This is a genomic window from Modicisalibacter radicis (assembly GCF_900961225.1).
Lineage (GTDB): Bacteria > Pseudomonadota > Gammaproteobacteria > Pseudomonadales > Halomonadaceae > Modicisalibacter.
In genome coordinates this window covers 16507-42931 of the sequence record NZ_CAAHFN010000066.1, presented here as the reverse complement: position 1 = coordinate 42931, position 26425 = coordinate 16507, and the positions used below count along the sequence as shown (strand labels likewise).

The window sequence follows — 26425 nt, the reverse complement described above, 5'->3', positions numbered from 1 at the left end:
GACCTGGACATCACCATCCGCCCCGGCGAACGCATCGCCCTGGTCGGCCCGTCGGGAGCCGGCAAGAGCACCCTGCTGCAGCTGTTGCTGCGCTTCCACGATCCGCAGGCCGGGCGTCTGATGCTCGACGGCATCGACCTGCGCGAACTCGACCCGGCAGCCTTGCGCGGTGTCATCGGCCTGGTCGCCCAGGAACCGATCCTGTTCAGTGGCAGCGCCGCCGACAACATCCGCTACGGGATGCCCGAGGCCGACGACGACGCCGTGCGCCAGGCGGCACGCGATGCCAACGCCCTGGATTTCATCGCGGCGCTGCCGGTGGGTTTCGACAGCTACCTGGGCCCGGGCGGCGTTCAGCTGTCCGGCGGCCAGCGCCAGCGCCTGGCCATCGCCCGTGCGCTGCTGCGCGACCCCGCGGTGCTGCTGCTCGACGAGGCAACCAGCGCGCTGGACGCCGAGAGCGAGCGGCTCGTTCAGGAAGCGCTCGACCGGCTGATGGTCGGGCGCACCACGCTGGTCGTCGCCCATCGGCTGGCCACGGTGATCGCCGCCGATCGCCTGCTGGTCTTCGACCGGGGTCGCCTGGTCGGCGCCGGCACGCACGCCGAGTTGCTGGCCGGCAACCCACTCTACCGTCACCTGGCCGGCCTGCAGTTCGACCTCGACCGATGAGGCCCCCGACACGACCGCGCTCCTGCGTGTTCTGGCTCAAGTTCACGTCAACGCAGCCGATTAAGTAAAGTAAGGAGTCGCTTGACCAAGCGCCTTTGCAAGACAGGCGTCAGGCAACGGCTTGCCGAACAGCCCAGCGGTACCGCGACCACCGCCCCGCCGGTCATCGCTGACGACCTGGCGCGGCAGGCTGCCCGATTCGCTCGTGGAATACGCGCTGAAACTCATCGACAGGCTTGCCGCACGGCGTGCCTGACCTACGAAGCAGGCCCATGCGATTGCGCCGTCACAGTACCCTGCTACGCCTGTTGACCACGTTATGCGGCTTGTTCATGGTGGTCGGCTCGGCCTTGTGGCTGCTCGCCCGGGCCGACTCCCTGAACCTTGGCGATAGCGTCGCCGACCACCGCATCGCCCTGCTGGCGGTTCTGTTGCTGGGTTTCATCCTGACCGCCAACTGGCTGATTCGGCGTCAGTACATTCAGCCGCTTCATCGCCTGGTCGACTACGTCAGGAACCAGCATGACGGCCAGCCCACGGCTCCGCCCGCCTCGCTGCTCGTGCGCAACGACGACATCGCCTTCCTGACCCGCGAGATCGAGGCGCTGCTGTTCAGCCTGCGCGAGAAGAACCAGCAACTGCTCGAGCAGACCCTCAACGATCCGCTCACCGGACTCGGCAACCGCCGCCTGCTCGAACAGCGCCTCGAGATCGCCCTGCCATTGAGCCGCCGGCGCATGTCCCCGCTGTCGGCGCTGATGATCGATGTCGATCATTTCAAGCAGTACAACGACCGCTACGGCCACCCTGCCGGCGATGCCTGCCTGATCGAGATCGCCAACGTGCTGCGCGACATCTTCCGGCGCGAGACCGATATCGTGGTTCGCCTCGGCGGCGAGGAGTTCCTGGTGGTGCTGCTCGACATCGACCTCGACGAAGCCACCCGCCTGGCCGAAGCCATGCGCGGCATGCTCCAGGCGGTCGGCGTCCCCCATGAGACCTCGCCCACCGCCGAAGTGGTCACCGTCAGCATCGGCGTGGCCACCGCCGCACCGGGCACCCCGATCGAGCTGGACAACCTGCTGGTCTGCGCCGATGCGGCGCTCTATCAGTGCAAGGCCCAGGGTCGCAACCGCACGGTCAGCAACCTGGTCGGCGAGCCTCGTGACGAGCCCGTAACCACCAGCCCCCCAGCCTGAAGCCAGGCGACCGCGCGGTTGCCGCCATCGATCGCCGTTCGTACACTCGTTTGATCATATCCAGGAACGAGACCTTCATGGCTTTCCAAGGCACCGACACCTACGTCGCCAGCGACGCCCTGCGCCTGGCGGTGGATGCCGCCGTCACGCTCGAACGGCCCCTGTTGATCAAGGGCGAACCCGGTACCGGCAAGACCCTGCTCGCCGAGGAACTGGCCGGCGCGCTGGGCAGCCGCCTGATTACCTGGCATGTCAAGTCCACCACCAAGGCCCAGCAGGGCCTCTACGAGTACGACGCGGTCAGCCGGCTGCGCGACTCGCAGCTGGGCATCGAGGGCGTCGACGACGTCAGTAACTACATCAGGCCCGGTAAGCTGTGGGAGGCCTTCGACGCCGACGAGCGCGCCGTGCTGCTGATCGACGAGATCGACAAGGCGGACATCGAGTTTCCCAACGACCTGCTGCAGGAACTCGATCGCATGGAGTTCTACGTCTACGAGACCGACCACACCGTGCGGGCACGGCACCGACCGATCATCGTCATCACCTCGAACAACGAGAAGGAACTGCCCGACGCCTTTCTGCGACGCTGCTTCTTCCACTACATCGATTTCCCCGACCACGAGACCCTGCAACGGATCGTCGCCGTGCACTTTCCCGACATCGAGTCGCGGCTGGTAGCCCAGGCGCTGGACGTGTTCTTCGATATTCGCGACGTCCCGGGCATCAGGAAGAAACCCTCGACCTCGGAGCTGGTCGACTGGCTCAAGCTGCTGATGGCCGACGAGCTCGCCCGCGAGGCGCTGTACGCCCGCGACCCGGCCGAGGCGCTGCCGCCGCTGGCCGGCGCACTGGTCAAGAACGAACAGGACACCGGCCTGCTCGAGCGACTGGCGTTCATGGTCCGCCGCCAACAGACGACGAGGCGCTAGCGCATGTTTCTGGGTCTGTTCGAAACGTTGCGCCGCCATGACGTGCCGGTAACCCTGCGCGAGCTGCTCGACCTGCACGCCGGCGTCGAGCGCGGCGTGGCGTTCGCCGACAGCGAAGCCTTCTATCGCCTCGCCCGGCTGACCCTGGTCAAGGACGAGCGTCACTACGATCGCTTCGATCGCGCCTTCGCCGCCTGGTTCGAGGGCATCGAGAACCTCGACGCGGCGATCGATGCGCTGATCCCCGACGATTGGCTGCGCCGCGAGTTCGAACGTTCGCTGTCCGCCGAGGAGAAGGCCCGGATCGAATCGCTCGGCGGTCTCGAGCAGCTGATCGAGACCTTCAAGCAGCGCTACGCCGAGCAGCGTGAGCGCCATGCCGGCGGCAACAAGTGGATCGGTACCGGTGGCACCAGCCCCTTCGGCGCCTACGGCTACAACCCCGAGGGCATGCGCATCGGCCAGGATGGCTCGCGCCAGCGCCGCGCCGTGAAAGTCTGGGACGAGCGTCGTTTTCGCGATTACGACGATAGCCGCGAGCTGGGCACCCGCAACATCAAGCTGGCGCTGCGCCGCCTGCGCCACTTCGCGCGCAGCGGCGCCGGCGAGGAGTTCGACATCGACGCAACCATCGATGCCACCGCCCGCGACGCAGGCCTTCTCAATGTACGGATGCGCCCCGAACGCCACAACGCCGTCAAGGTCCTGCTGCTGCTCGACGTCGGCGGCTCGATGGACGACCACGTGCACACCTGCGAGGAGCTGTTCTCGGCGTGTCGCAGCGAGTTCAAGCACCTCGAGCACCTCTACTTCCACAATTGCATCTATGAAGGGCTATGGCGCGACAACCGACGCCGCGACGAGCGCCTGTCCACCTTCGAGCTGCTGCGTACCTTCGGCGACGACTACAAGCTGATCATCGTCGGCGACGCCGCCATGTCGCCCTACGAGATAAGCCATCCCGGCGGCAGTGTCGAGCATTTCAACGACGAGCCCGGCGGCGTCTGGCTGCAGCGCCTGGCGACCAAGTTCGACCATCTGGCCTGGCTCAACCCCATGCCGCCGCGCACCTGGGAGCTGACCCACTCGAACCGGCTGATCCGGCAACTGATCGGCGAGCGCATGTATCCCCTGACCCTGCAAGGTCTGGAAGCGGCCACCCGCGCGCTGGTCCAGTGAGCGCCCGGTGCGGCTTACATTTTGCTACAGCCAACCCGGGGATGACGCTTGGACTCGCCACGATACTGTATATAATTACAGCAAAAGAGAGCTTTCGATGATTCGGCTTGTTTTATAGCCCTTGTAGACTATATATAAGCTTTATAGCCTTTTTAGGCTATAAAATAATAGCTTTTTTAGGCTATTATCTCTACTTATAGCTAATAAAGGCTATAAAATGGCAGGTGCAACATCATGAACAACATCGCGGTCCTGACCGGCGACATCGTCGGCTCACAGCAGGTCGACGACAAGCCGAACTTGAGCCGCACGCTGGACGATGCGCTGGCGCTGATCGAAGGACGTTTCGCGGCCCGTAGCGACCGCTATCGCGGCGATGGCTTCCAGGTGGCCGTCAGTGAACCGGGCTACGGCGTGACCGCTGCGGTACTGCTGCGCGCGGCACTCATCCAGCGATCGCCCTCGCGCCAGGTGACGTGGGACGCCCGTATCGCGGTCGCCATAGGCGGCGGCGAGGTGCCGGACGCGGCGCATTTCGCCGAGGCCGAGGGCGAGGCCTTCGTGCGTTCGGGGCGGCGACTGGACGCCCTGAGCGAGACCTCCCAGCGACTGGTGGTGGTGACCGGCACGCCGCAACTCGACGAGGAGCTCGCGCTGCTGACGCGTTTCGCCGACGACATCCTCAGCCACTGGTCGCGCTATTCTGCCGAGGTGGCCTATCACAGCCTGCTGCACGACGAATCGCAGCAAGCCCTGGCAAGACGCCTGGAACGTACCCAGCCGACCATCAATCGCCGTCTGGTGGCCGCCCGCTGGCCGCTGATCCGCGATTACCTGACCCACGTCGGTCAACGCCTGAGGGAGGCATGATGGACTCGAACGGCCTGTCGCTGCTGCTGTTGCTGCTGCTCGCCCATCTGGCCGGCGATTTCCTGCTCCAGAGCCAGGCCTGGGTGCGCAGCAAGGAAAGCCGGCACCACCTGTCGCCGGCCGTCTACCTGCATTCCGGCCTGCACGGCCTGCTGGCGCTGGCCGCGCTGCTGGTCGGCGCGCAACCGCTCCTGCCGGCCGGACTCGCCGCCATGGTGATCGCCGTGACGCATCTGGCGATCGATATCGCCAAGAGTTACGCGCCGCCGCGGGCGCGCTACTTCCTGCTCGACCAGGCACTGCACATTGGCGTGCTGCTGGTGGTCTGGGCACTGCTGATCGAATCGCCCGTCTGGCTGGTCGGCCTCGGCGGCTGGTTGCTGCAACCGGCGCCCTTGCTGGTGGCCCTCGGCTATCTGCTGGTATTGCGCCCCACCTCGATCCTGATCGCGCTGATCATGCAGCGCTGGAGCCGCCAGGTCGACACCAGCGGCATGCTAGCCGACGCCGGCGCGCGTATCGGCATGCTTGAGCGCTTTCTGGTGCTGACCTTCGTGCTCGCCGATCAGTTGGTGCCGATCGGCTTCCTGCTCGCCGCCAAGTCGGTGCTGCGCTTCGGCGAGTTGCGCGAGGACCGCGACCGCAAGCTGACCGAGTACGTATTGCTGGGCACCATGCTGAGCTTCGCCCTGACGCTGTGCCTGGGCATCCTGATTCGCCGCGCACTGGCGGTCATGTAACGCCATGCCACGACTCATCCGCCCCCCTTCGCCGTGGCCGGCGCTGGCTCTGCTGGCAGCGAGCGCGCTGCTGGCGGCCTGCGGCACGACGCCGGGAATCGAAGAACGGACCGGCTACCAGGTCGACCGGCGCCATACCGCACCGGCACAGAGTTCACGGATCCGTCATCTGGTGCTGCACTACACCGACAGCGGCGACGCGCGATCGCTGAAGACCCTGACCGGACCCCACGTCAGCGTCCACTACCTGATCCCCCGCCACCCCGGGGATGGCCACGCCGCACCGCGAATCTACCAGCTGGTCGACGAGTCGCGTCGCGCCTGGCACGCCGGCGCCAGCGCCTGGCGCAACCGCAGCAACCTCAACGACACCTCGATCGGCATCGAGATCGTCAATCACGGCCCCCTCGACACCGCCCAAGGCATGCGCTGGGACCGCTTTCCAGCGGTTCAGATCGATGCCGTGGTCGCCGTCGCCCGGGATATCGTCGAACGCTACGCCATCGACCCGACGAATGTCGTCGCCCACGCCGACATCGCCCCGCAGCGCAAGATCGACCCCGGCCCTCGCTTTCCCTGGGCGCGGCTGCATCGCGCCGGTATCGGTGCCTGGCCGGATCCGGCGAGTGTCGCCGCCTACCGGGTACGCTTCGAAGGGCAGCCGCCGACGCTCGGCCAATGGCAGCGGGCGCTGGCCGCCTACGGCTACCCGGTGATCGCAAGCGGCGAACTCGACGGCCAGACCCGCGCGGCGCTGCGCGCCTTCCAGATGCACTTCCGCCCGGCCCGTTACGACGGCAATCCCGACGCCGAAAGCGCGGCGATCCTGTGGGCGCTGCTGGCCAGGTACCGCCCGACGTCGCTCGAACGGTTACGCCTGGAATGACCCCCGGCCCACTTCAACGCGGGTAATGAACCAGATCGTGGAAGCGCACCGGCTGCAAGCGGCGGTTGCGATAGGCATGCGGACGGTCGGCGGCGAAGCGCCGTGCCTGCCCCGCCGCCAGGCTGTGCCACCGGCCGTCGACGGCGATCTCGACCCCGTCGTCCAGGGCGATGACGTGCTCGATGACCCCGCTGGCGTGCGGCGCCGAGGCGCTCATCGCACCGGGTGCCAGGGTGACGGCGAACATCTCGCAGCCGAGCGCGGCATCGAAGGGTATCAGCACGTCCAGGCCCATGCCGGCGGCATCCTGCCAGTGGGCATCCTCCCCGGCACCATCAGGCACGTGACTGTCGGCCCCGGTCGCTTCCCCGAAGAACACCGAGAACGATACCCCGAAACCGCTGGCGATCTTCCATAGCGTGGCCACGGTGGGGCTCGACTCGCCGCGCTCGATCTGGCCGAGCATGGCCTTGCTGACCGCGGTCGCGTCGGCGCAGCGCTCGAGACTCCAGCCCCTCGACTGGCGCAGATGCCTGAGGGTGGCAGGGATGTGCGTGCGGGGATCGGTCGACATGGCTGGGCTACCTGGAATACGTGCTGGAATACGGACGTGCGAGCAATTGTACGCCAAAGGCCGCGGTGCTAACGTGTGCGCAACGTGCGTTATAACGCACAACCGATCCGGAGACGCTCATGCCCCGCCGCTCAGTGATGCACGACCTGTCCCCCTCGGCGCTGGTCGCCGGCTTCGTCGCCGTGCTGGTCGGCTATACCAGCTCGGCGGTGATCATCTTCCAGGCCGCCGAGGCGGCCGGCGCCGGCCCGCTGCAGATCGGCGCCTGGTTGAGCATGCTGGGGCTGGGCATGGGCGTCACCTCGTTGGGGCTATCGCTGCATTACCGCGAGCCGGTACTCACCGCCTGGTCGACGCCGGGCGCGGCGCTGCTTGCCACCAGCCTGCCGGGAGTCGGGCTCAACGAGGCGATCGGGGTATTCCTGTTCTCGGCGCTGCTGGTGCTGCTGTGCGGGGTGACCGGGCTCTTCGCGCGGTTGATGGAGCGCATTCCCCAGGCGGTCGCCGCGGCCATGCTCGCCGGCGTGCTGCTGCAGTTCGGCATCGATGCCTTCGCTGCCCTGGAGGCCGATTTCACCCTCGTCGCGGCGATGTGCACAAGCTACCTGATCGGCAAGCGCTGGCTGCCGCGCTACACGATCCTTCTGGTGCTCGCGGTGGGGCTGGCCGTGGCCTGGCTGCAGGGCGGCATCGAGGCCGAGCGCACGGCGCTGGTGTTCACCGCGCCGAGCTTGATCGTGCCGAGCTTCTCGTGGTCGTCGCTGATCGGGGTGGGGATTCCGCTGTTCGTCGTCAGCATGGCCTCGCAGAATGCCCCGGGTGTCGCCACGCTACGCGCCGCGGGCTACCGTACGCCGATATCGCCGCTGATCGCCTGGACCGGGCTGGCGACGCTCGTGCTGGCGCCGTTCGGCGGTTTCTCGGTGTGCCTGGCGGCGATCACCGCCGCCATCTGCATGGGCCCCGAAGCGCATCCCGACCCTCAGCGACGTTACGTGGCGGCCGCCGCGGCCGGCGGCTTCTATCTGCTTGCCGGGGCGTTCGGCGGTTCGATCGGTACGCTGTTCAACGCCCTGCCGAACGCGTTGATCGTTACCGTCGCCGGCCTCGCCCTGCTCTCGACCATCGCCACCAGCCTGCACAATGCCCTCGCCGATCCGCGGCAACGCGAGGCCGCGGCGGTCACTTTCCTGATCACCGCCTCGGGGCTGAAACTGCTGGGCATCGGAGCGGCCTTCTGGGGCCTGATCGGCGGGCTGATCACGCTGGGGTTACGCCCGCCCGGACCGGCGCCCGGTGGCGTGTCGCAGCGCTCATCGGCGGCGCGGAGCGAACGGCGAGACGAGGCAACCGCCGACTGAACGGCCGGGCTCAAGCCGGGCGGGACGACGGCTCCAACGGGGTCCCGGGCGGGTGTTGCGCTCGCCCCGGCGAGTTCGCCGGGGGTTCGGGAATCACATCCACCGCGACGTCGAGGCTGTGGTCGCCACCGCCGCTCATCACGCCGCTCAGCGGCGGCACGTCGGCGTAGTCGCGCCCCCAGCCGACCACGATGTGCTGCTCGGCGGGCAGGCTGCCGTTGGTCGGGTCGAGTTCCAGCCAGCCCCAGCCCGGCAGGAAGACCGCGAGCCAGGCGTGCGAGGCATCGGCGCCGATCAGCTTGGGCTGGCCGGGTGCCGGAAAGGTCTCCAGATAACCGCTGACATAGCGCGCCGCGAGGCCGACCGAGCGCAGGCAGCCGATCGCCAGATGGGCGAAGTCCTGGCAGACGCCACGACGCTTTTCGAGCACCTCGAGCAAGGGCGTGGCCAGCGTGGTGAAGCTCGGGTCGTAGGTGAATTCATCGAAGATGCGCCGGTTGAGATCCTGGGCCGCCTCGAGCAGCGAACGCCCCGGGGTGAAGCTTACCGCGGCGTAGTCGGCGAGCCGCGCATGGCGCCGCACGAAGGGCGAGTCGAGGCGATACAGCCGCGCCTGCAGGCAGCTCTTCTCGGCGGCGCTGGCCAGCGTATCGCGACAGCCCTGCCAGTCGCCGGGCAGCCTGATCGGCAGGGCCGGCCGCGGCCGGGTCTCGAGGCGGGTGCGCACGCTGACCTCGAGCGCCTGATGAATGTCCTGTATGGCGAAGTACAGAATCCGGTTGCCGAAGAAGTCCTGGCGCTCGCTGCACACCGCCGGGTGCGGCAGGATCTCGATACGCGACGCCTCGCAGCGCTGCCAGGGCAGCTCGCGGGGCAGCATGCGCGCCTCGTTGTGGCACAGCGTGACCGGCGCGCTGTAGCTGTAGCGGGTGGTGTGGCGCAATTGGTAGATCACGGCTGCACCTGCATCTTGATCAGTTGCTTGGGCGTCTCGGCGTGGCTGAAGTGGCTGTGGCCGATGGCGTCAGAGAGCTGTTCCAGCGGATCGAGCAAGGCATCGAACAGCACCGCCAGCGCCTCGCGGGCACGTTCGGAGGCATGCACATCGGCAAGCACATCGATGTCGGCGAGCTGCAAGGTGCTCGAGGCCTGAACGATCAGACGCTGCTCGCGGCTGCGATACGGCGCCGAATCGGGTTGCGGCAGGCGCTCGATCTGGCGGCCCAGGCGCTTGAGCATGTAGCCCACCGAGCGCGGGTTGCCCTCGTCGAACAGCAGCAGGTCTAGAATCGCCGTGGGGTGCAGCTCGCTGCGATAGCGGCGCCGGTAGGCGGTGACGTTGTCGGTGGTCGCCAGCACCACCTCCCAAAGCGCGACGCCGGGCTCGCGGGCGTCGAGCAGCGCCAGGCGCAGCAGCTCGAGGGTACGCAGCACCCGCTCGATGTAGCGGCCGATGTCCATGAAGCGCCAGCCGTAATGATGCGGCATGGTCTCGTTGCACAGGCCGAAGAACGCCGCCAGCTGATTGACCACCTCCTCGCAGGCGCGCCGTCCGGCGCTCGCCGAGGGCACCCTCGGCATGGCGTTGATCTGGCGGCGCAGCTGGTTGAGCACCCGCCAGGCGTCGTCGCCGAGATGGTCGCGCACCGCCCGCGAGTTGCGCAGCATCTGCTGGAAATACGCCGGCAGGCCCTGGCGGGTGTCGTCGTCGAGCAGCGTCAGCAGGGCCGCGCGCAGGTCGTGAAAGCGTCCGCCGAGCGAGGGACCGCCGGCGACGGATTCGTCCGCCAGCGCGTCGGGATCGCCATCGGGCCACTCCAGGGTCAGCACCTCGAACAGGTCGGCCATGGTGATGTCGGCGTATTCCGACTGATCCTGCTCGAGCAGCCGCAGCAGCCCTTCGCGCAGCAAGCGTGCGCGAACGTCGAGGCGTTCGCCGTAGCGGCCCAGCCAGAACAGGCTATCGGCGACCCGGCTCGGCAGGTCGTTGCCGTCGCGGGTGACGACGATCGGCCCCGAGGCCTGGCGCAATAGGCTGACGTGGGGCTGCGGCTTGTCGGCCAGCACCCAGACGTCCTTGACCACGTCGCTGTCCAGCGAGGGGGTTCCCGGCGCCCCGGCCCAGGCCAGCCCGCCGGGCATCGCCCGATAGCACCAGCCACTCCGCTCGGATTTCCCCGGCCCGGTCGGCGCCTCGGCCTCGGCGGTGACGAAGGCGCGCAGGTTGAGCGGGCGCGGCACGAAGCGGCCGCTGGCGTCGTCGTAGACCGGCGCGGTCGCCGAACGCAACGGACGCTGGGCGACATAGCGACTGGGCCGCGCCTCCACCCGCTGGCGCAACAGGTCGAGCTCGGCTTCGCTGAGTTCCGCGGCGCGAATCCAGCGCGCGCCGGGGTCGATGTCGCGGATCGTCAGGTGCTCGAAGTCGTCGAGCACCGTGTCGAGCGACTGCGGGTCGCCACACCACCAGCTTTGCGGCGGTTCCAGAATCAGCGGCTCGTCGAGCAGACGCTCGCAGAGCGTCGCCAGGTAGGGAGCGAGACCGGGGTGCTCGAGCACGCTGACGCCCAGCGGGTTGGCCAGGGCCACCCCGCCGCTGCGCGCGGCCTGGACCAGCCCCGGCACGCCGATCAGCGAATCGGCGCGCAGCTCGAGCGGGTCGCACCAGGCATCCTCGAGCCGTCGCAGGATCACGTCGACCGGCTTGAGCCCGCCCAGCGTGCGCATCCAGACCCGGCTGTCGCGGACCACCAGGTCGAGGCTCTCGACCAGCGACAGGTTCATGTAGTTGGCGAGGTAGGCGTGCTCGAAATAGCCGTCACTATCGGGCCCCGGGGTCAGCAGGACCACGTTGGGCTGCTCGCGGTGCAGGGTGGACAGCGCGGCCAGGGTGCGATGCTCGGCCTCGAGAAAGCTCGCCAGCCGGCGCAACGGTGCCTCGCGGTAGAGCGTGGGCATCGCCCGGGCGAGGATGATGCGGTTTTCCAGCGCGTAGCCGGCCCCCGACGGTGCCTGCAGGCGATCGCCTACCACCCGCCACTGGCCCCGGTCGTCGAGCACCAGGTCCACGCCGTGGAAGACCAGCCCGGCACGGCGCGCCTCGCTCTGGCCGTAGCTGTGGTCGCAGGCGAACAGGAAACCGGGATGCTCGTAGATCAGCTCGGGGGGCAGATAGCCCTCCTCGATCAGCCGCCGCGGGCCGTAGATGTCGGCCAGCAAGGCATCGAGCAGGCGGCTGCGCTGTGTCAAGCCGGCCTCGAGTTCGGCCCACTGCGCGGTCGGGATCACCAGCGGCAAGGGGTCGACGCGCCAGGTGCGCAGCCGCCCGCGCATGTCGTCATGCACGTTGAAGGTGACGCCGTTCTCGTAGAGCAGTCGCTGGACCTCGTCGGTACGCTCGGCCAGCCCCTGCTCGCCCAGCGCGGCGAGCTCCTCGAGCAGCTCGCGCCAGTGCGAACGCAACTCGCCATCCGCATCGAACAGCATGTCGTGGCGCGTGGAGTCGCCCACGGCATAGCCTGCCAGCAGTGCGTCGAGCGAGCGGCTGCCTTGCGTCTGCGCGGCGGATGACGTGTCGCGCAGCGATTCCGGAACGTCGGGGACCAACATGGTGGGCATGCCCATGGGTGAGGGAGTTTCAGCGTGCATCATAGCGCGTTCCGAGCGGGGCAATACGTCGATCTGCGCCCCTGTAGGCCGCCATATGACGGTTAACGGCCACTAACACGACCTGCCGCTCCCGGAAATCCGCCGGCCTGCCGGCGAGACCGGCCCTGCCGGCATCGCTCAGCCCGGGCGCCGCAGGTCGAGGGTCATGGGCAGCTCCAGGCTCGGCGCTTCCAGCGCCGGCTGCATTGCGGACTGACTGTGCCCCTGCGCCGTGAAACGCGCCAGCCGCCGCGCCTCGGCCTCGTTGGCGTTGACCGGGAAGGTCTCGTAGTTGCGCCCGCCCGGATGGGCGACGTGATAGATGCAACCGCCCGCCGAGCGCTGGTTCCAGGTGTCGACGATGTCGAACGTCAGCGGTGCGTGCACGCCGATCCGCGGGTGCAGCGCCGAGGGAGGCTGCCAGGCGCGAAAACGCACCCCGGCCACCGCCTCGCCGACCCGCCCGGTCGGGGTCAGCGGCACGCGCCGGCCGTTGCAGGTGACGACGTAGCGATCGCCGCTCAATCCGTTGACCTTGACCTGAACGCGTTCCACCGAGGAATCGACGTAGCGTGCCGTGCCGCCCCCGGCGCTCTCCTCGCCGAGCACGTGCCAGGGCTCGATGGCCTGGCGCAGCTCGAGTCGTACGTCGCGATGGCTGACCCGGCCATGGACCGGGAAGCGGAACTCGAGAAACGGTGCGAACCAGTCGAGCTCGAAGTCGAAGCCATGCCGGCGCAGATCGTCGACCACATCCTCGAGATCGTTCCACAGGCAGTGCGGCAACAGCCAGCGATCGTGCAACGCCGTGCCCCAGCGCACCAGCTTGCCGCGGTACGGACGCTCCCAGCAGCGCGCGACAAGGGCGCGGATCAACAGCATCTGCATCAGGCTCATGCGTGCGTGGGGCGGCATCTCGAAGGCGCGCAGTTCCAGTAGCCCCAGCCGCCCGGTGTCGCTGTCCGGCGAGTAGAGCTTGTCGATGCAGAACTCGGCACGATGGGTGTTGCCGGTGATATCGGTAAGCAGGTGGCGCAGCAGCCGGTCGATCAGCCACGGCTGCGCCACCTCGCCCTCGGGGATCTGCGCCAGCGCGATCTCGAGTTCATAGAGTGCCTCGTGGCGCGCTTCGTCGACGCGCGGCGCCTGACTGGTCGGCCCCAGGAACAGTCCCGAGAACAGGTACGACAGGCTGGGGTGATGCTGCCAGTAGGTGAGCAGGCTGCCCAGCAGGTCCGGGCGCCGCAAGAACGGCGAGTCCGCCGGCGTGGCACCACCCAGGGTGACGTGGTTGCCGCCGCCGGTGCCGGTATGCCGGCCGTCGAGCATGAACTTCTCGGTGCCCAGCCGGGTCAGCCGCGCCTGTTCGTAGAGCGTTTCGGTATTGGCGACCAGCGAGGGCCAGTCCTCGGCGGGCATGATGTTGACCTCGATCACCCCCGGATCCGGGGTGATCAGGAACTTGGCCAGGCGTGGGTCGGATGGCGGCGGGTAGCCCTCGACGATCACCGGCGTGGCAAGCGCGGCGGCGGTATCCTCGACGCTGGCGATCAGGTCCAGGTAGTGCTCGAGGTGGGTCATCGGCGGCAGGAAGACGTGCAGCCGGCCGTCGCGGGGCTCGACGCACAGGCTGGTGTGGATCGTCGGCTCGTCGCGGTCGCCCTCGGCCAGCGGCTGCTCCTGCCAGTCCTGGTCGGGCGCCTGACGATGCAACCCACGAGTCGCGTCGGCCCCCGGGGCGCGCAGATCGCTGTAGCGGCGCGTCACTTCGCTGTGCACATCGCCCAGGTTGTCGCGAAACTCGAACAGGGATTGCGGCTGGGGCCGGTCGGGGCGCGCCTCCCAGGGCAGCGCCGACAGCGGCAGGCGCAGGCCCATCGGCGAGTCGCCGGGCACCAGGTAAAGGTAATCGCGCTTGAGCGGCCATTCGCCGCTCTCCCAGGCGTGGGGCCTGTCGAGAGCGTGACGCAGCGGCAGCGCGAAGCCAGTGATCTCGCCGAGCCCGCGCTCGAGCAGCCGGCCCAGCCGGCGGCGCTCCTCGTCATCGTCGAGCCGGTAGGCACGGGGGTCGACATTGACCGGCAGGGTGCGCTCGCGCCACAGATAGTAATAGGCATCCTCGTAGGCGGGGATCAGGCGTTGCTTGGCGACGCCGAGACGCTCGGCCAGTGCCTCGGCGAAGCGCCGCGCCCGATCGACACCGTAGCGCCCCGGATGACGGTCGTCGGCGAGCAGTGCCTCGTCGCGCCACAGCGGTACGCCGTCACGCCGCCAGTAGCAGGCCAGCGCCCAGCGTGGCAGCGATTCGCCGGGGTACCACTTGCCCTGATGAGTGTGCAGCAGCCCGCCCTCGGCGAAGCACTCGCGCAGGCGCTTGAGCAGGTCGCCGGCCAGCACGCGCTTGGTCGGGCCGAGCGCCGCGGTGTTCCACTCGGCGGCGTCCATGTCGTCGATCGACACGAAGGTCGGCTCGCCACCCAGCGTCAGGCGTACGTCGCCCTTCGCCAGCCGTTCGTCGACCCGCTCCCCCAGCGCGTTGATCGCCGCCCACTGGGTCTCGCTGTAGGGTCGGGTGACACGCGGGTCCTCGTGGATGCGCTCGACGCGCATGGCGAAGTCGAACTCGACCTCGCACTCGTCGCTCAGGCCGCTGATCGGCGCGGCGCTCGACGGTTCGGGCGTCGCCGCCAGGGGAATGTGGCCCTCGCCGGCGAACAGCCCCGAGGTGGGGTCGAGCCCCACCCAGCCGGCGCCGGGGATGAACACCTCGGTCCAGGCGTGCAGGTCGGTGAAGTCGACCTCGGTACCCGAGGGTCCGTCGAGCGCCTTGACGTCGGCGGCCAGCTGGACGAGATAGCCGGAGACGAAACGCGCCGCCAGGCCCAGATGACGGAATATCTGCACCAGCAGCCAGGCGCTGTCGCGACACGAGCCGCTGGCCTTGTCCAGCGTCGTCTCGCAGCTCTGTATGCCCGGCTCCAGGCGTACCAGGTAACCGATATCCTGCTGCAGGCGCTGATTGATGGCGACCAGGAAGTCGACCATCGCCCGGGGCGCGCTCGGCGCTTCCTGTCGCCACCCATGCAGCCAGTCGCGCAGCAACGGACCCGCCTCGCGAACCTCGAGATACGGCGCCAGCTCCTTGGCAAGCGCTGCGGAATAATCGAAGGGGAAATGCTCGGCGTAGCTCTCGATGAAGAAGTCGAACGGGTTGATCACCGTCATTGGCGCGATCAGTTCGACGTCGACCGCCAGCCGGGTGAGCTTTTCGGAGAACACCACCCGGGCGATGAAATTGCCGAACGGGTCCTGCTGCCAGTTGAGAAAGTGCGGTTCGCCGTCGATCTTCAGCGAATAGGCCTCGATCGGCGTTCGACAATGCGGCGCCGGCCGCAAGCGAATCAGGTGCGGCGAGAGATTCACCGGGCGGTCGAAGCGGTAGCTCGTATGGTGCTGCAAGGCGACGCGAATCGTCATATCGGACCCCAAACGCTGAACGAGTGCCGGCCGAACGGCCAATGCCATTCACTATCGGCCGTGGACGCGTCTAGCACAACTGCAACCCGACCGGTCAACGCTTGCCCGCAGGCGGGAGCCGAAGAACTGGTATAGCCTGAGGAAAGCGCACCGCTCCGCGACCCCGTGCGGGACGGCCCATGGACAGTGTCGTCACCGGTGCGCCGGTGACCTCCCAGGCAAGGTAACGCCCATGAGTCTCATCGATTGGCAAGGCTACCGCTGCACGGATTTCTACGACGAGCTGCTCGCGGCACCCGGGCAACCGCGGCCGGCCGCCCGGGATCTCTGCGGCATACTCGCCGGCTTCAGCCCGCAGGATCTCGCCGAACGCAAGGCCGCCGCCGAGATCGCCATCCAGACCATGGGCATCACCTTCACGGTGTATTCCGAAGGCAGCATGATCGACCGCGCCTGGCCGTTCGACATCGTCCCGCGGATCATTCCCGCCGACGAGTGGCGGCGCACCGAGGCCGGACTCAAGCAGCGCGTCGAGGCGCTCAACCTGTTCATCGACGATCTCTACCACGACCAGCGCATCATCAAGGACAGGGTGCTGCCCGCCGAAGTGCTCGCCCAGTCGGTGAACTTCCGGCCGCAGTGTCGCGGCATCGACCCGCCCCACCACGTCTGGGCGCATATCTGCGGCTCCGACCTGGTGCGCGACGGTGACGGCACGCTCTACGTGCTGGAGGACAACCTGCGGGTACCCTCCGGGGTCTCGTACATGCTCGAGAACCGCAACGTCACCAAGCGCGTGCTGCCCGAGGTCTTCGCCACCGGACGCATCCTGCCGGTGGACGACTACTGCGCGCAGCTCTACGACATGCTGGCCAGCCTGTCGCCACGCCCCTACGACGAACCGCGGGTGGTGGTGCTGACCCCGGGGATCTACAACTCGGCCTACTACGAGCACGCCTATCTGGCCCAGCAGATGGGCGTCGAACTGGTCCAGGGCTCCGACCTGGTGGTCGATGACGACGATATCGTCTACATGCGCACCATCGAGGGACTGACCCGGGTCGATGTGATCTACCGGCGCATCGACGATCTGTTCCTCGACCCGGAGGTCTTCAACCCCGACTCGACGCTGGGCGTAGCGGGGCTGATGCGCGCCTGGCGCTCGGGCAAGGTGGCGCTGGCCAACGCCCCGGGCGCCGGGGTCGCCGACGACAAGGTCGTCTACGCCTTCGTGCCCAGGATCATCGAGTACTACCTGGACCAGAAGCCGATCCTGCCCAACGTGCCCAGCTATCTGTGCATGTTCGAGGAGGACCGCAAGTACGTGCTCGAGCACCTCGACGAGCTGGTGGTCAAGCCGGCCAACGAGTCCGGCGGCTACGGCATGCTGATCGGACCGCGCGCCACGCCCGGCCAGCGTGCCGAGTTCGCCGAACGGATCAAGGCCGACCCGCGCAACTACATGGCCCAGCCGACGCTCGACCTGTCCACCGCGCCGACCCTGTGCGACGGCGGCACCGAGGCCCGACACGTCGACCTGCGCCCGTTCATCCTTTCCGGGACCGACATTCAAGTGACCACCGGGGGGTTGACGCGGGTCGCGCTGGTCAAGGATTCGCTGGTGGTGAACTCCTCGCAGGGCGGGGGCAGCAAGGATACCTGGATCGTCGAGACCGACGGGGAGTAAGCGTCATGCTGTCGAGAGTGGCCGAGAACCTCTACTGGATGGCGCGCTATATCGAACGCGCCGAAGACACCGCCCGGCTGGTCAGCGTCAACAGCCATCTGCTGCTCGACCTGCCCCATCAGACGGCCCTGGGCTGGTCGACGCTGATCGACATCACCGGCGGCGACGAACTGTTCGACAAGAAATACGACAGGCGCAGCGAGAAGAACGTCGTGCATTTCCTGTGCGTCGAGCCCGACAATCCGGGGTCGATCCTCTCCTCGCTGGCCGGCGCCCGCGAGAACCTGCGCACCACCCGCGATGTCGTCTCCCGCGAGATCTGGGAGCTGATCAACGAGCTCTACCTGGAGGTGCGCGACCAGGCCGAGAGCGGCCTGACGCCACGCCGTCGCGACGCCTTCCTGAAACGCGTGATCCGCGGTTGCCAGACGCTGACCGGGGTGATCGAGGGCACGCTGAGCCACCTGTCGGCGAAGACCTTCATCGAGCTCGGCCGACATCTCGAGCGCGCCGACATGACCACCCGCATCCTCGACGTGCGTTCGGGCAATCTGCTGCCCAAGGACCCCGAAGAGCTGCGCCCCTTCGAGCACCTGCAGTGGATGAGCGTGCTCAAGTCGCTGACCGGCTACCAGATGTATCGGCAACAGGTGCGTTTGCGGGTACGCGGCCCCGACGTGCTGCGCTTTCTGTTGCAGAACCAGCACTTCCCGCGGGCCGTGGCGCGCAGTCTCGAGGCGTTGGCCTGGGAGCTGCAGTCGCTGCCCCGTCACGACCGCGCCCTGGCGGCAGCGGCATTGGTGCGCGCCGACGTGCTCGAGGCCGACATGCAGGCGCTGGCGCGCTCCACCGATGAGTTGCACGCCTTCATCGACGAGTTGCAGATCGGCTTCAATACCCTTCACGAGGCCATCGTCACCACCTATTTCGCGCGCCTGGAGGACACCCCCCGCGGCCTGCTCCATGGCGGCGAGGCGACGATCGCCGAGGAGGACGACGAGGACTGAACGCCGTCGCCCACCCCGGACGAGTCGCTCAGCGCGTCGCCGGCGTCGACGCAGGGACCGGCGGGCGATCGGCGCGTCGCAACAGCCGGTGCACGTACTCCAGCTTGTCGAGTACCGCCGGCGAGATCACGTGGGGCATGAAATCGATCAACCCCATGTCGCGGTTGAGTTCGTTGAGTGCCAGCCCGACCTGATGGAAGGCCGCCAGCAGGGTCGGCAGGCTGTCGTCATGATCGACTCCGGTCAGACCCAGGTGATGGGCGGTATCCAGCACCGAGACCAGGTCCAGGTAGAAGGCGAAGGTTTCGGCGAAGTCCTCCCAAGGGTGCATGGTGGCATAGGCCGAAATGAACTGCCGGCGCCAATCATCGGGCGGCCCGACTTCGTAGTAGCGCTCCAGTGCCTCGCCATAGGTCGGTGAATCGTGATCGCCGAACACCCGGCGACTGCCCTCCTCGTCGCGCGACTTGATCAGCAGGTCCCAGTAATAGTGGCCGATCTCGTGCCGGAAATGGCCGATCAGGGTGCGATGCGACTCGTTCATGTCGATGCGTAGGCGTTCCCGCTCGACGTCGTCGGCCTCCCTGACGTTGATGGTGATATGCCCGGCAGCATGACCGGTGTAGACCTTGTCGGTGCCGGCAGTGCTGCGCCATAGCCCGGCGTCGGGCAGCGCATCGGCCATGAACGAGAATGACAGCGGCGGCTCGAATCCCTCGTCGGCAGTGCCGTGGGGCAGCCCCAGCAGATCCAGGGTATAGAACAACCGGCGCTTGGCCCCCTCCAGCGCCGCCCAGCGTTCGCGATGCCCGGGCACCGACAGGTCGGGGACGATCTCGTTGTAGCGACAGCAGTCGCACAGCGACTGCGCCTCGCCGCCGGCCTCGCTCGGCACCATGCGATTGCAGACCCCATGCTCGGCATAGTTGAGGCACTTGAGCAGTTCGCTGCCGCACTCTTCATTGGTGCAGCGAAAGCCGCCCTCGACGAGCGGCTCGAGCGCCGCGATCCGCGCACAGGCCGGGCACCAGCCGACCTCGCGCTGGCAATTCAGGCATTGGCTGTTGTCGAAGAACAACCGGGTTCCGCAGGTACAGGAATAGGTTCGCATGCCGTGTTCTCCCGAACGTGAGCGCAGTCCATCGCTCTCTCTGAATAGCCGCTCGCGGGGAAACTGGCAACCGGCTCGAACCGACGCGGTTCAGCCGTCGTCGCGCAGGCTGCGCATGTGACCGTCACGCTCCATGGCCACGTGCCAGCCGAGCGCCTGTTCCAGGCAGTGCGGCGTCTGGCCGCCGCGCCGACGGGCGGCCTCGAAGTAGCGTCTCAGCGCCGGCCGGTAGGCCGGGTCGGCGCAGTGCTCGATGATCAGCGGCGCCCGTTCGCGGGGGGCCAGCCCTCGCAGGTCCGCCAGCCCGTGCTCGGTCACCAGGACGTCGACGTCATGCTCGGTATGATCGACATGGCTGACGAACGGCACCAGGCTCGACACGTCACCACCCTTGGCCAGCGACTTGGTGATGAACACCGACAGTTGGGCGTTGCGGGCGAAATCCCCCGAGCCACCGATGCCGTTCATCATCCGCGTGCCACACACATGGGTGGAATTGACGTTGCCGTAGATATCCGCCTCGAGCGCCGTGTTGATGGCGATCACTCCCAGTCGGCGCACGATGCCGGGATGGTTGGACAGCTCCTGCGGGCGCAGAATCAGGCGATCGCGGTACTTGTCGATATTGCCCCATACCGCGTCGCCTCGCGACTCGGAAAGGGTGATCGAGCAGCCGGAGGCATAATCGAGCTTGCCGGCATCGAACAGATCGAAGGTGGAATCCTGAAGCACCTCGGAATACATCGTCAGATGCTCGAAGGCGCTATTGGCCAGACCGCTCATCACCGCATTGGCCATGGTGCCGATCCCTGCCTGAAGGGGAAGCAGCGAGCGGGTCAGACGCCCGGCCTCCACCTCGGCGGTGAAGAACGCCATCAGGTGGTCGGCGATGCGCTGGGTTTCGCCATCCGGCGGCAGCACGGAAGAAGGACTGTCGCGGCCGTCGGTCACCACGATGGCGGCGATCTTGGCCGGATCGACCGGAATGTGGGGCGTGCCGATCCGCGAATCAGGCGCCACCACCGGAATCGGCGTGCGATTGGGCCGCATCTGGGGAATGTAGATGTCGTGCAGCCCCTCGAGTTCGGCCGGCGCCGACAGGTTGAGCTCGACGATCACGCGCTTGGCGAGGATCGCGTAGCTGGCCGAATTGCCCACCGAGGTCGTCGGCACGATGCCGCCCTCCTCGGTGATCGCCGCCGCCTCGACCACCGCCACGTCCATGTCCTTGAGCTGGTGATTGCGCAGCAGCTCGACGGTCTCGGACAGGTGCTGATCGATGAACATCACCTCGCCGGCGTTGATCGCCCGACGCAGCGTGGCATCGACCTGGAACGGCATGCGCCGGGTAAGCACGTGAGCCTCGGTCAGCAGCTTGTCGAGATCGTTGCCCAACGACGCGCCGGTCATCAGGGTGATCGACAGCGGGTCCCGCCGTGCGCGCTCGGCCAGCGCCCTGGGCACGGCCTTGGCCTCACCGGCGCGGGTAAAACCGCTCATGCCGACCGTCATGCCGTTGTCGATCAGGGCGGCGGCCTCCTCGGCGCTGCGCTCGAGTGATTCCCAGCCGGGCAGACGGCAACGGGCCCCGATATTGTTGACGGTCATGACAGGCTTCTCCGGCAATGAAGGCAATGATGAAGGAAGGTTCGACGGGTCGTGTCGACAATCGCAGCGAAAGAGCATTGCATGCTAACGAGGGGCACGCCAACACCTTGGTCGTAAGACCTTGGTATTAGGAATGCGCCACCTGCCGGTCCGCCGACGCCACCCGGGCCGGTCATCATTGGCGATCCCCGGTGCCCCTGATACCGTTCGCCCGATCATTTCAGGAGAGCCGAGCATGGTCGATACCACGCTGATGTCATGCCAGGGCGGCGACGTCGCCCCCCATCTCGAGGCGCTCGCGCGCCTGCGCATCCGTGTCTTCCGCGATTTCCCCTACCTCTACGATGGCGATCTCGCCTACGAGGCCGATTACCTGTCGCGCTACGCCGAGTGCCCGGACAGCCTGTTCGTGCTGGCCTTCGACGGCGACGCTCTGGTGGGCGCCGCCACCGGCATGCCGCTCGCGGCCGAATGCGAGCCCTTTCGCCAACCCTTCGAAGGGGCCGGCATCGATCCCCGATCGGTTTTCTATTACGGCGAGTCGGTACTATTGCCGGACTACCGGGGACGCGGCATCGGCAAGGCCTTCATGGCCGAGCGCGAGGACCACGCCCGTCGACGGGGATTTGCCCGAGTCGCCTTCTGCGCCGTCGAGCGCGAGCCGGATCACCCGGCCAGGCCCGCCGACTACCAACCGCTGCACGGCTTCTGGAGCGCACGCGGCTACCGCCGCCGCCCGGAGTTGACCACGTCCTTCGCCTGGAAGGACGTCGGCGCCGACCGGGAGACCGGGAAAACCATGGTATTCTGGCTGCGCGAACTCGAGGACCAGGAGCCGGCATGACCCGCACGATCGACGTCGCCACCGCCCAGTACCCGATCGATGCCCTGCGCGATTTCGACGAATTCCGCATCAAGGCCGAACGCTGGGTGCAGAATGCCGTCAATCACGGGGCCGGGCTGCTGGTGTTGCCCGAATACGGCGGCATGGAACTCGCCTCGCTGCTGCCCGAAGCGACCCGCGACGACCTGCATGCCCAACTGCACGCCCTGCAGCCATTGCGCGACGAGGCGATCGCCACCTGGCAGGCGCTGGTCGAACGCTACCGGGTCACCCTGCTGGCACCCTCGATGCCGTGGCGGACCGATGACGGGCGCTTCGTCAACCGCGCCTGGCTGCTTGCCCCCGGCCATGCCGCCTGGCAGGACAAGCAGATCATGACCCGCTTCGAGCGCGGGCCCTGGGGCATCGAGAGCGGTGACGGGCTCAAGCTGTTCGATACCCCCGCGGGGCGACTCGGGGTCTTGATCTGCTACGACAGCGAGTTCCCGCTGTTCGCCCGGGCGCTGGTCGAGGCCGGCGCCGAGCTGCTGCTGGTGCCCAGTTGCACCGATACCGACGCCGGCTATCATCGGGTGCGCTGGTCGTCCCAGGCGCGCGCCATCGAACAGCAGGTGGCGGTGGTCCATTCGCCGACCGTCGGCGAGGCGCTGTGGTCGCCGGCGGTGGACATCAACATCGGCCGGGCCGCCGTCTACACGCCCTGCGACCATGGCCTGCCGCCCAACGGCGTGCTGACCATGGCCAACGATGCCACGCCGGGCTGGCAATTCGCCCGCCTCGACCTCGAGGCCATCGCCGCGCTGCGCGACACCGGCCAGGTCGACAACTTCGCCGACTGGCAACGCCAGCCGATGCAGTTGCAGACCCCGCCCGTCGAGATAGCCATGCGCTGAGACAGTGCCCGTCCCACGGGCTTTTGCCGCGCCCCCGGCTTGACCGTACAATGCGGCGAATGGCTCTCTATCGCCCCGCCCACGACTCTTTACATGAAGGAAACGCCGGACCCATGCGCGCCAGCCAACTGTTGATCGCCACCCTCAAGGAAGTGCCCGCCGACGCCGAGATCGTCAGCCACCAGCTGATGCTGCGCGCGGGCATGATTCGCCGCCTGACCTCGGGGCTCTACACCTGGTTGCCGATCGGCCTGCGCACGCTGCGCAAGGTCGAGCGCATCGTCCGCGAGGAGATGGATCGCGCCGGCGCCCAGGAGGTGCTGATGCCCGCGGTGCAGCCTGCCGAGCTGTGGCAGGAGTCGGGCCGTTGGGAGCAGTACGGCCCAGAGCTGCTGCGCCTCAAGGATCGTCATGAGCGCGACTACTGCGTCGGCCCGACCCACGAGGAAGTGATCACCGATCTGGTGCGCAAGGAGCTCTCCAGCTACAAGCAGCTGCCGAGCAACTTCTATCAGGTACAGACCAAGTTCCGCGACGAGATCCGCCCGCGCTTCGGCGTGATGCGCTCGCGGGAATTCATCATGAAGGATGCCTACTCCTTCCACGTCGACGAGGAATCGCTCAAGGCCGGCTACCAACTGATGTACGACGCCTACGTGCGCATCTTCGAACGCCTGGGGCTGGATTTCCGCCCGGTGCTCGCCGACAACGGCTCGATCGGCGGCACCGGCTCGCATGAGTTCCATGTACTGGCCGATTCCGGCGAGGATGCCATCGTGTTCTCCACCGGTTCCGATTACGCCGCCAACATCGAGAAGGCCGAGGCCCTGCCGGCGCCACTGGGACAGACGCCCGAACGCGCCGCTCCCGGCGAGGAACTGCGTCTGGTCGACACACCCGATGCCCGCACCATCGCCGCGCTGGTCGAGCAGCACGGCCTGCCGATCGACAAGACCCTCAAGACGCTGATGGTGCATGCCGCCCAGGGCGGGCTGATCGCCCTGCTGGTGCGCGGCGACCATGAGCTCAACGAGATCAAGGCCGAGAACCTGGCCGAGGTGGCCACACCGCTGACCATGGCCACTGAGGCCGAGATCCGCGCCGCGGTGGGCGCCGGTCCCGGATCGCTGGGCCCGGTCGGCCTCGACATGCCGGTCATCGTCGATCGCAGCGTGGCGCTGATGAGCGACTTCGGCGCCGGCGCGAATGTCGACGGCAAGCACTACTTCGGCATCAACTGGGAGCGCGACGTCGCCCTGCCCAAGGTCGCCGATCTGCGCAACGTGGTCGAGGGCGATCCGTCGCCGGATGGCCAGGGCACCCTGTCCATCGCCCGCGGCATCGAGGTGGGCCATGTCTTCCAGCTGGGCCAGAAGTATTCCCAGGCGATGAACGCCACGGTGCTCGACGACAGCGGCAAGGCCGCCAAGCTGTGGATGGGTTGCTACGGCATCGGCATTACCCGCGTCGTCGCCGCGGCGATCGAACAGAACCACGACGACGCGGGCATCATCTGGCCGAATGCCATCGCCCCCTTCGAGGTGGTGCTGGTGCCGATGAACGCCCACAAGTCGCAGCGTGTGCGCGAGACCGCCGAGCGCCTGTATGGCGAGCTCCGGACCCAGGGCATCGACGTGCTGCTCGACGACCGCGATACCCGCCCCGGGGTCAAGTTCGCCGACCAGGAACTGATCGGCATTCCGCACCGGGTGGTTATCGGCGATCGCGGCCTCGACAACGGCGAGCTGGAATACAAGGGTCGCCGCGACAGCGACAACACCATGATCGCCGCCGACAGCCTGGTCGACTTCCTGCGTGAGCGTCTGCAGGGCTGATCGGCGCCGGGCACGGTATCGCGACCCGGCGGCAGCGCTGCTGTTGGCGATCGCCGTCGGCGCGCAGCTGGCGGGCCCGGGCCCTGCCCACGCCGCGGCGCGCGTTCCCGATGGGATTCCGGCGACACTGATCGACACCCTGGAAGCCGTGACCGGCAGCGACACACTGCCGGCGACTCGACACGCGTCGGGCTGGGTCGAACGCATGCAGGGACGGCTGGCGTCACGCTTTCCCGATGCCCGGATGCGCCGCGACCTGCTGGCACGGATCCGCGCCGAGGCCCGGCTCGCCGGGTTGGCGCCGGACATCGTCCTCGCCGTGATCCAGGTCGAGAGCGCCTTTACCGCAGACGCCGTTTCATCCGCCGGTGCCGAGGGCTTGATGCAGGTAATGCCGTTCTGGAAACGCGTGATCGGCCGCGCCGACGACGACCTGCTCGACCCCGGCACCAACCTGCGTTACGGCTGCACCATCCTCGCCTACTACCTGCGCCTGGAGAACGGCGACCTGACCCGCGCCCTGGCACGCTACAACGGTAGCCTGGGCGAAACCTGGTATCCGGAGCGGGTCATGCACGCCTGGATCGAGCAAGGGCCCGGCACCCTCAGCGCGAGCAGCGAAGGCCGCTAACGAAAAGCGGCGCCGTTCGGCGCCGCTCACGTCATGCTGTCGCTGTCTTCGGGTTACAGCATTTCGAACAGGCTCATGCCGCGCATGTCGACGAACGCTTTCTGCGAGGCCTGCAGGCCCACCTGCCGCAGCGTGTAGTCGGAGATCGCCGTGGCGTAATCGAGATCGACCAGTTCCGAGAGCGTCGACTCATAGTTCAAGCTGCGGTTGCCGCCCACGGTATCGAGCACATCCAGCTCGTTGAGGCGCGCGCCGACCGAAGCCCGTACGGTGAGCACGTTATCCAGGCTGTTGTCCAGCTGGCGGCTGACCGACGACAGCGTATTGCTGAGATCCGCCTGCTTGGCGGGCGTGTCGGCCGGGGATTCCAGGGCGGCCAGGACATTCTCCAGGGTCGTGAAGACACTCTGGTCTTCGCCCTTGGTCATCTCGATGGTATCGTCCTGCCTGGGCTCGCCTTCCAGGGTGATCGACATGCCATTGAATTCGATGGGCTTGCCAGCCGTGTAGGTATCGGTCGCCACCACATCGCCCAGACGGTCGGTGACGCTGAAGGTCGTCGCATCGGTGAATGTCAGCGTGTAGCGCTCGCCGAAGCCGTCCGCAGCTGCATCCCGGACGCTGGGGCCGGTGAAGGTCAGGGTGCTGTCATCGGCAGTCGTTGCCTCGGCCACGTAGTCCGAGCCGGCGTGCACCCCGGAAAAGACCTCCAGACCGCTATCGCCCACCGGCATCTGACGCGAGGAGTCGACCTGCTGGGCACGCACCGAGTCCGCCCCCTGATAGGCGACACCGCCCGCCTGCTTGACGAAGGGCGGCGCACTATCCTTCACGCCGCCGAACAGGTAATCGCCGTTGCCGTTGGTGGTGTTGGCCTGGCCGAGAAGGCTCTCGTAGACGCCGCGCAGGTCGCTGGCCAGGGACGTGCGATCAGCATCGCTCAGGGTACCGTTGCCGGCCTGGATGATCAGCGTCTTGGCGCTGGTAATCGCGTCGCTGACGCTGTCGAGCACGCTCTCTTCCTGGCTGAGCGCATTACGCGCCGTGATCCGGGCATCGGAATACTGCTCGGACACCGCCATCGATTGCGAGACGCTGACCGCGCGCGAGGCCGCCTGGGGGTCGTCGGAGGGATTGACGACGCGACGCCCGGTCGCCAGTTGCTGGCCGACATCGAGAAAGGCACCCTGCTGACGGTTCATCGACGACAGGCTGGATTCAAACATGGTCACGGTGCTGATGCGCATGACGAAACCTCAATAAACGGGATG

The 26425-nt window shown here is 67.4% G+C and carries 21 protein-coding genes; 14 read left to right on the top strand and 7 right to left on the bottom strand.

Annotation, left to right across the window (positions count from 1 at the left end):
- From HR9077_RS12580 to HR9077_RS12550, 7 genes are all read left to right on the top strand, one after another.
- Positions 1 to 672: ABC transporter ATP-binding protein (locus tag HR9077_RS12580; protein ID WP_136067349.1), on the top strand; the 672-nt coding region annotated here is incomplete at its 5' end.
- Between the two features lie 272 nt (positions 673 to 944).
- Positions 945 to 1871, top strand: coding sequence for a GGDEF domain-containing protein (locus HR9077_RS12575; protein ID WP_136067348.1), 927 nt, complete (start codon positions 945 to 947; stop codon positions 1869 to 1871).
- Between the two features lie 77 nt (positions 1872 to 1948).
- The gene (locus HR9077_RS12570) at positions 1949 to 2803 is read left to right on the top strand and encodes an AAA family ATPase (protein ID WP_136067347.1); all 855 of its coding nucleotides are present in this window, start codon (positions 1949 to 1951) and stop codon (positions 2801 to 2803) included.
- 3 nt (positions 2804 to 2806) lie between these two features.
- A complete protein-coding gene (locus HR9077_RS12565; RefSeq protein WP_136067346.1) occupies positions 2807 to 3982 on the top strand; it encodes a vWA domain-containing protein in 1176 nt (391 codons plus the stop codon).
- 234 nt (positions 3983 to 4216) lie between these two features.
- Positions 4217 to 4852: a hypothetical protein gene (locus HR9077_RS12560; protein WP_136067345.1), complete on the top strand. Its 636-nt coding sequence runs from the start codon at positions 4217 to 4219 to the stop codon at positions 4850 to 4852.
- On the top strand, positions 4849 to 5592 hold the full coding sequence (locus HR9077_RS12555; protein ID WP_244613192.1) for a DUF3307 domain-containing protein: 744 nt from the start codon (positions 4849 to 4851) through the stop codon (positions 5590 to 5592). Before HR9077_RS12560 ends, HR9077_RS12555 begins: the two co-directional genes overlap by 4 nt.
- A 4-nt stretch (positions 5593 to 5596) precedes the next feature.
- Complete coding sequence (locus HR9077_RS12550) at positions 5597 to 6478, top strand: N-acetylmuramoyl-L-alanine amidase (protein ID WP_136067344.1); 882 nt, start codon at positions 5597 to 5599, stop codon at positions 6476 to 6478.
- Positions 6479 to 6491: 13 nt separating this feature from the next.
- Here the strand turns inward: HR9077_RS12550 and HR9077_RS12545 are convergent, their stop codons facing one another.
- Positions 6492 to 7052, bottom strand: coding sequence for a helix-turn-helix domain-containing protein (locus HR9077_RS12545; protein WP_136067343.1), 561 nt, complete (start codon positions 7050 to 7052; stop codon positions 6492 to 6494).
- Between the two features lie 119 nt (positions 7053 to 7171).
- On the opposite strand from HR9077_RS12545, the gene HR9077_RS12540 reads away from it, so the two are divergent.
- Positions 7172 to 8413, top strand: a complete 1242-nt coding sequence (locus HR9077_RS12540) for a benzoate/H(+) symporter BenE family transporter (protein ID WP_136067342.1) — start codon at positions 7172 to 7174, stop codon at positions 8411 to 8413.
- A 10-nt stretch (positions 8414 to 8423) separates the two neighbouring features.
- On the opposite strand, the gene HR9077_RS12535 is transcribed toward HR9077_RS12540, so the two are convergent.
- The 3 genes from HR9077_RS12535 to HR9077_RS12525 form a co-directional block, all read right to left on the bottom strand.
- Positions 8424 to 9368 carry a transglutaminase family protein gene (locus HR9077_RS12535; RefSeq protein ID WP_136067341.1) on the bottom strand — a complete coding sequence of 315 codons (945 nt, stop codon included), beginning with the start codon at positions 9366 to 9368 and terminating at the stop codon, positions 8424 to 8426.
- Entirely contained in the window at positions 9365 to 12064 is a 2700-nt protein-coding gene (locus HR9077_RS12530; RefSeq protein ID WP_136067340.1) for a circularly permuted type 2 ATP-grasp protein, read from the bottom strand. The genes HR9077_RS12535 and HR9077_RS12530 overlap by 4 nt, the downstream gene beginning before the upstream one ends.
- 135 nt (positions 12065 to 12199) lie before the next feature.
- The gene (locus HR9077_RS12525; RefSeq protein WP_136067339.1) at positions 12200 to 15538 is read right to left on the bottom strand and encodes a transglutaminase family protein; all 3339 of its coding nucleotides are present in this window, start codon (positions 15536 to 15538) and stop codon (positions 12200 to 12202) included.
- A gap of 232 nt (positions 15539 to 15770) precedes the next feature.
- Between HR9077_RS12525 and HR9077_RS12520 the strand changes: the two genes are divergently transcribed.
- Positions 15771 to 17225 carry a circularly permuted type 2 ATP-grasp protein gene (locus HR9077_RS12520; RefSeq protein WP_136067338.1) on the top strand — a complete coding sequence of 485 codons (1455 nt, stop codon included), beginning with the start codon at positions 15771 to 15773 and terminating at the stop codon, positions 17223 to 17225.
- A 5-nt stretch (positions 17226 to 17230) separates the two neighbouring features.
- On the top strand, positions 17231 to 18232 hold the full coding sequence (locus HR9077_RS12515) for an alpha-E domain-containing protein (protein WP_136067337.1): 1002 nt from the start codon (positions 17231 to 17233) through the stop codon (positions 18230 to 18232).
- Between the two features lie 28 nt (positions 18233 to 18260).
- Here HR9077_RS12515 and HR9077_RS12510 read toward each other — a convergent pair whose 3' ends face one another.
- Both HR9077_RS12510 and HR9077_RS12505 read right to left on the bottom strand, forming a co-directional pair.
- Entirely contained in the window at positions 18261 to 19343 is a 1083-nt protein-coding gene (locus HR9077_RS12510) for a zinc-binding metallopeptidase family protein (protein ID WP_136067336.1), read from the bottom strand.
- A 90-nt stretch (positions 19344 to 19433) separates the two neighbouring features.
- Positions 19434 to 20951, bottom strand: coding sequence for an acetyl-CoA hydrolase/transferase family protein (locus HR9077_RS12505; protein WP_136067335.1), 1518 nt, complete (start codon positions 20949 to 20951; stop codon positions 19434 to 19436).
- Positions 20952 to 21186: 235 nt separating this feature from the next.
- On the opposite strand from HR9077_RS12505, the gene HR9077_RS12500 reads away from it, so the two are divergent.
- From HR9077_RS12500 to HR9077_RS12485, 4 genes are all read left to right on the top strand, one after another.
- Positions 21187 to 21795 carry a GNAT family N-acetyltransferase gene (locus HR9077_RS12500; RefSeq protein WP_136067334.1) on the top strand — a complete coding sequence of 203 codons (609 nt, stop codon included), beginning with the start codon at positions 21187 to 21189 and terminating at the stop codon, positions 21793 to 21795.
- Positions 21792 to 22688, top strand: coding sequence for a carbon-nitrogen hydrolase family protein (locus HR9077_RS12495; protein ID WP_136067333.1), 897 nt, complete (start codon positions 21792 to 21794; stop codon positions 22686 to 22688). Before HR9077_RS12500 ends, HR9077_RS12495 begins: the two co-directional genes overlap by 4 nt.
- Before the next feature lie 113 nt (positions 22689 to 22801).
- On the top strand, positions 22802 to 24523 hold the full coding sequence (locus HR9077_RS12490) for a proline--tRNA ligase (RefSeq protein ID WP_136067332.1): 1722 nt from the start codon (positions 22802 to 22804) through the stop codon (positions 24521 to 24523).
- Positions 24504 to 25154 carry a lytic transglycosylase domain-containing protein gene (locus tag HR9077_RS12485; protein ID WP_348532929.1) on the top strand — a complete coding sequence of 217 codons (651 nt, stop codon included), beginning with the start codon at positions 24504 to 24506 and terminating at the stop codon, positions 25152 to 25154. The genes HR9077_RS12490 and HR9077_RS12485 overlap by 20 nt, the downstream gene beginning before the upstream one ends.
- A gap of 53 nt (positions 25155 to 25207) precedes the next feature.
- Here HR9077_RS12485 and flgL read toward each other — a convergent pair whose 3' ends face one another.
- Positions 25208 to 26401 carry a flagellar hook-associated protein FlgL gene (gene flgL, locus HR9077_RS12480; protein ID WP_136067331.1) on the bottom strand — a complete coding sequence of 398 codons (1194 nt, stop codon included), beginning with the start codon at positions 26399 to 26401 and terminating at the stop codon, positions 25208 to 25210.
- Positions 26402 to 26425: the final 24 nt, after the last annotated feature.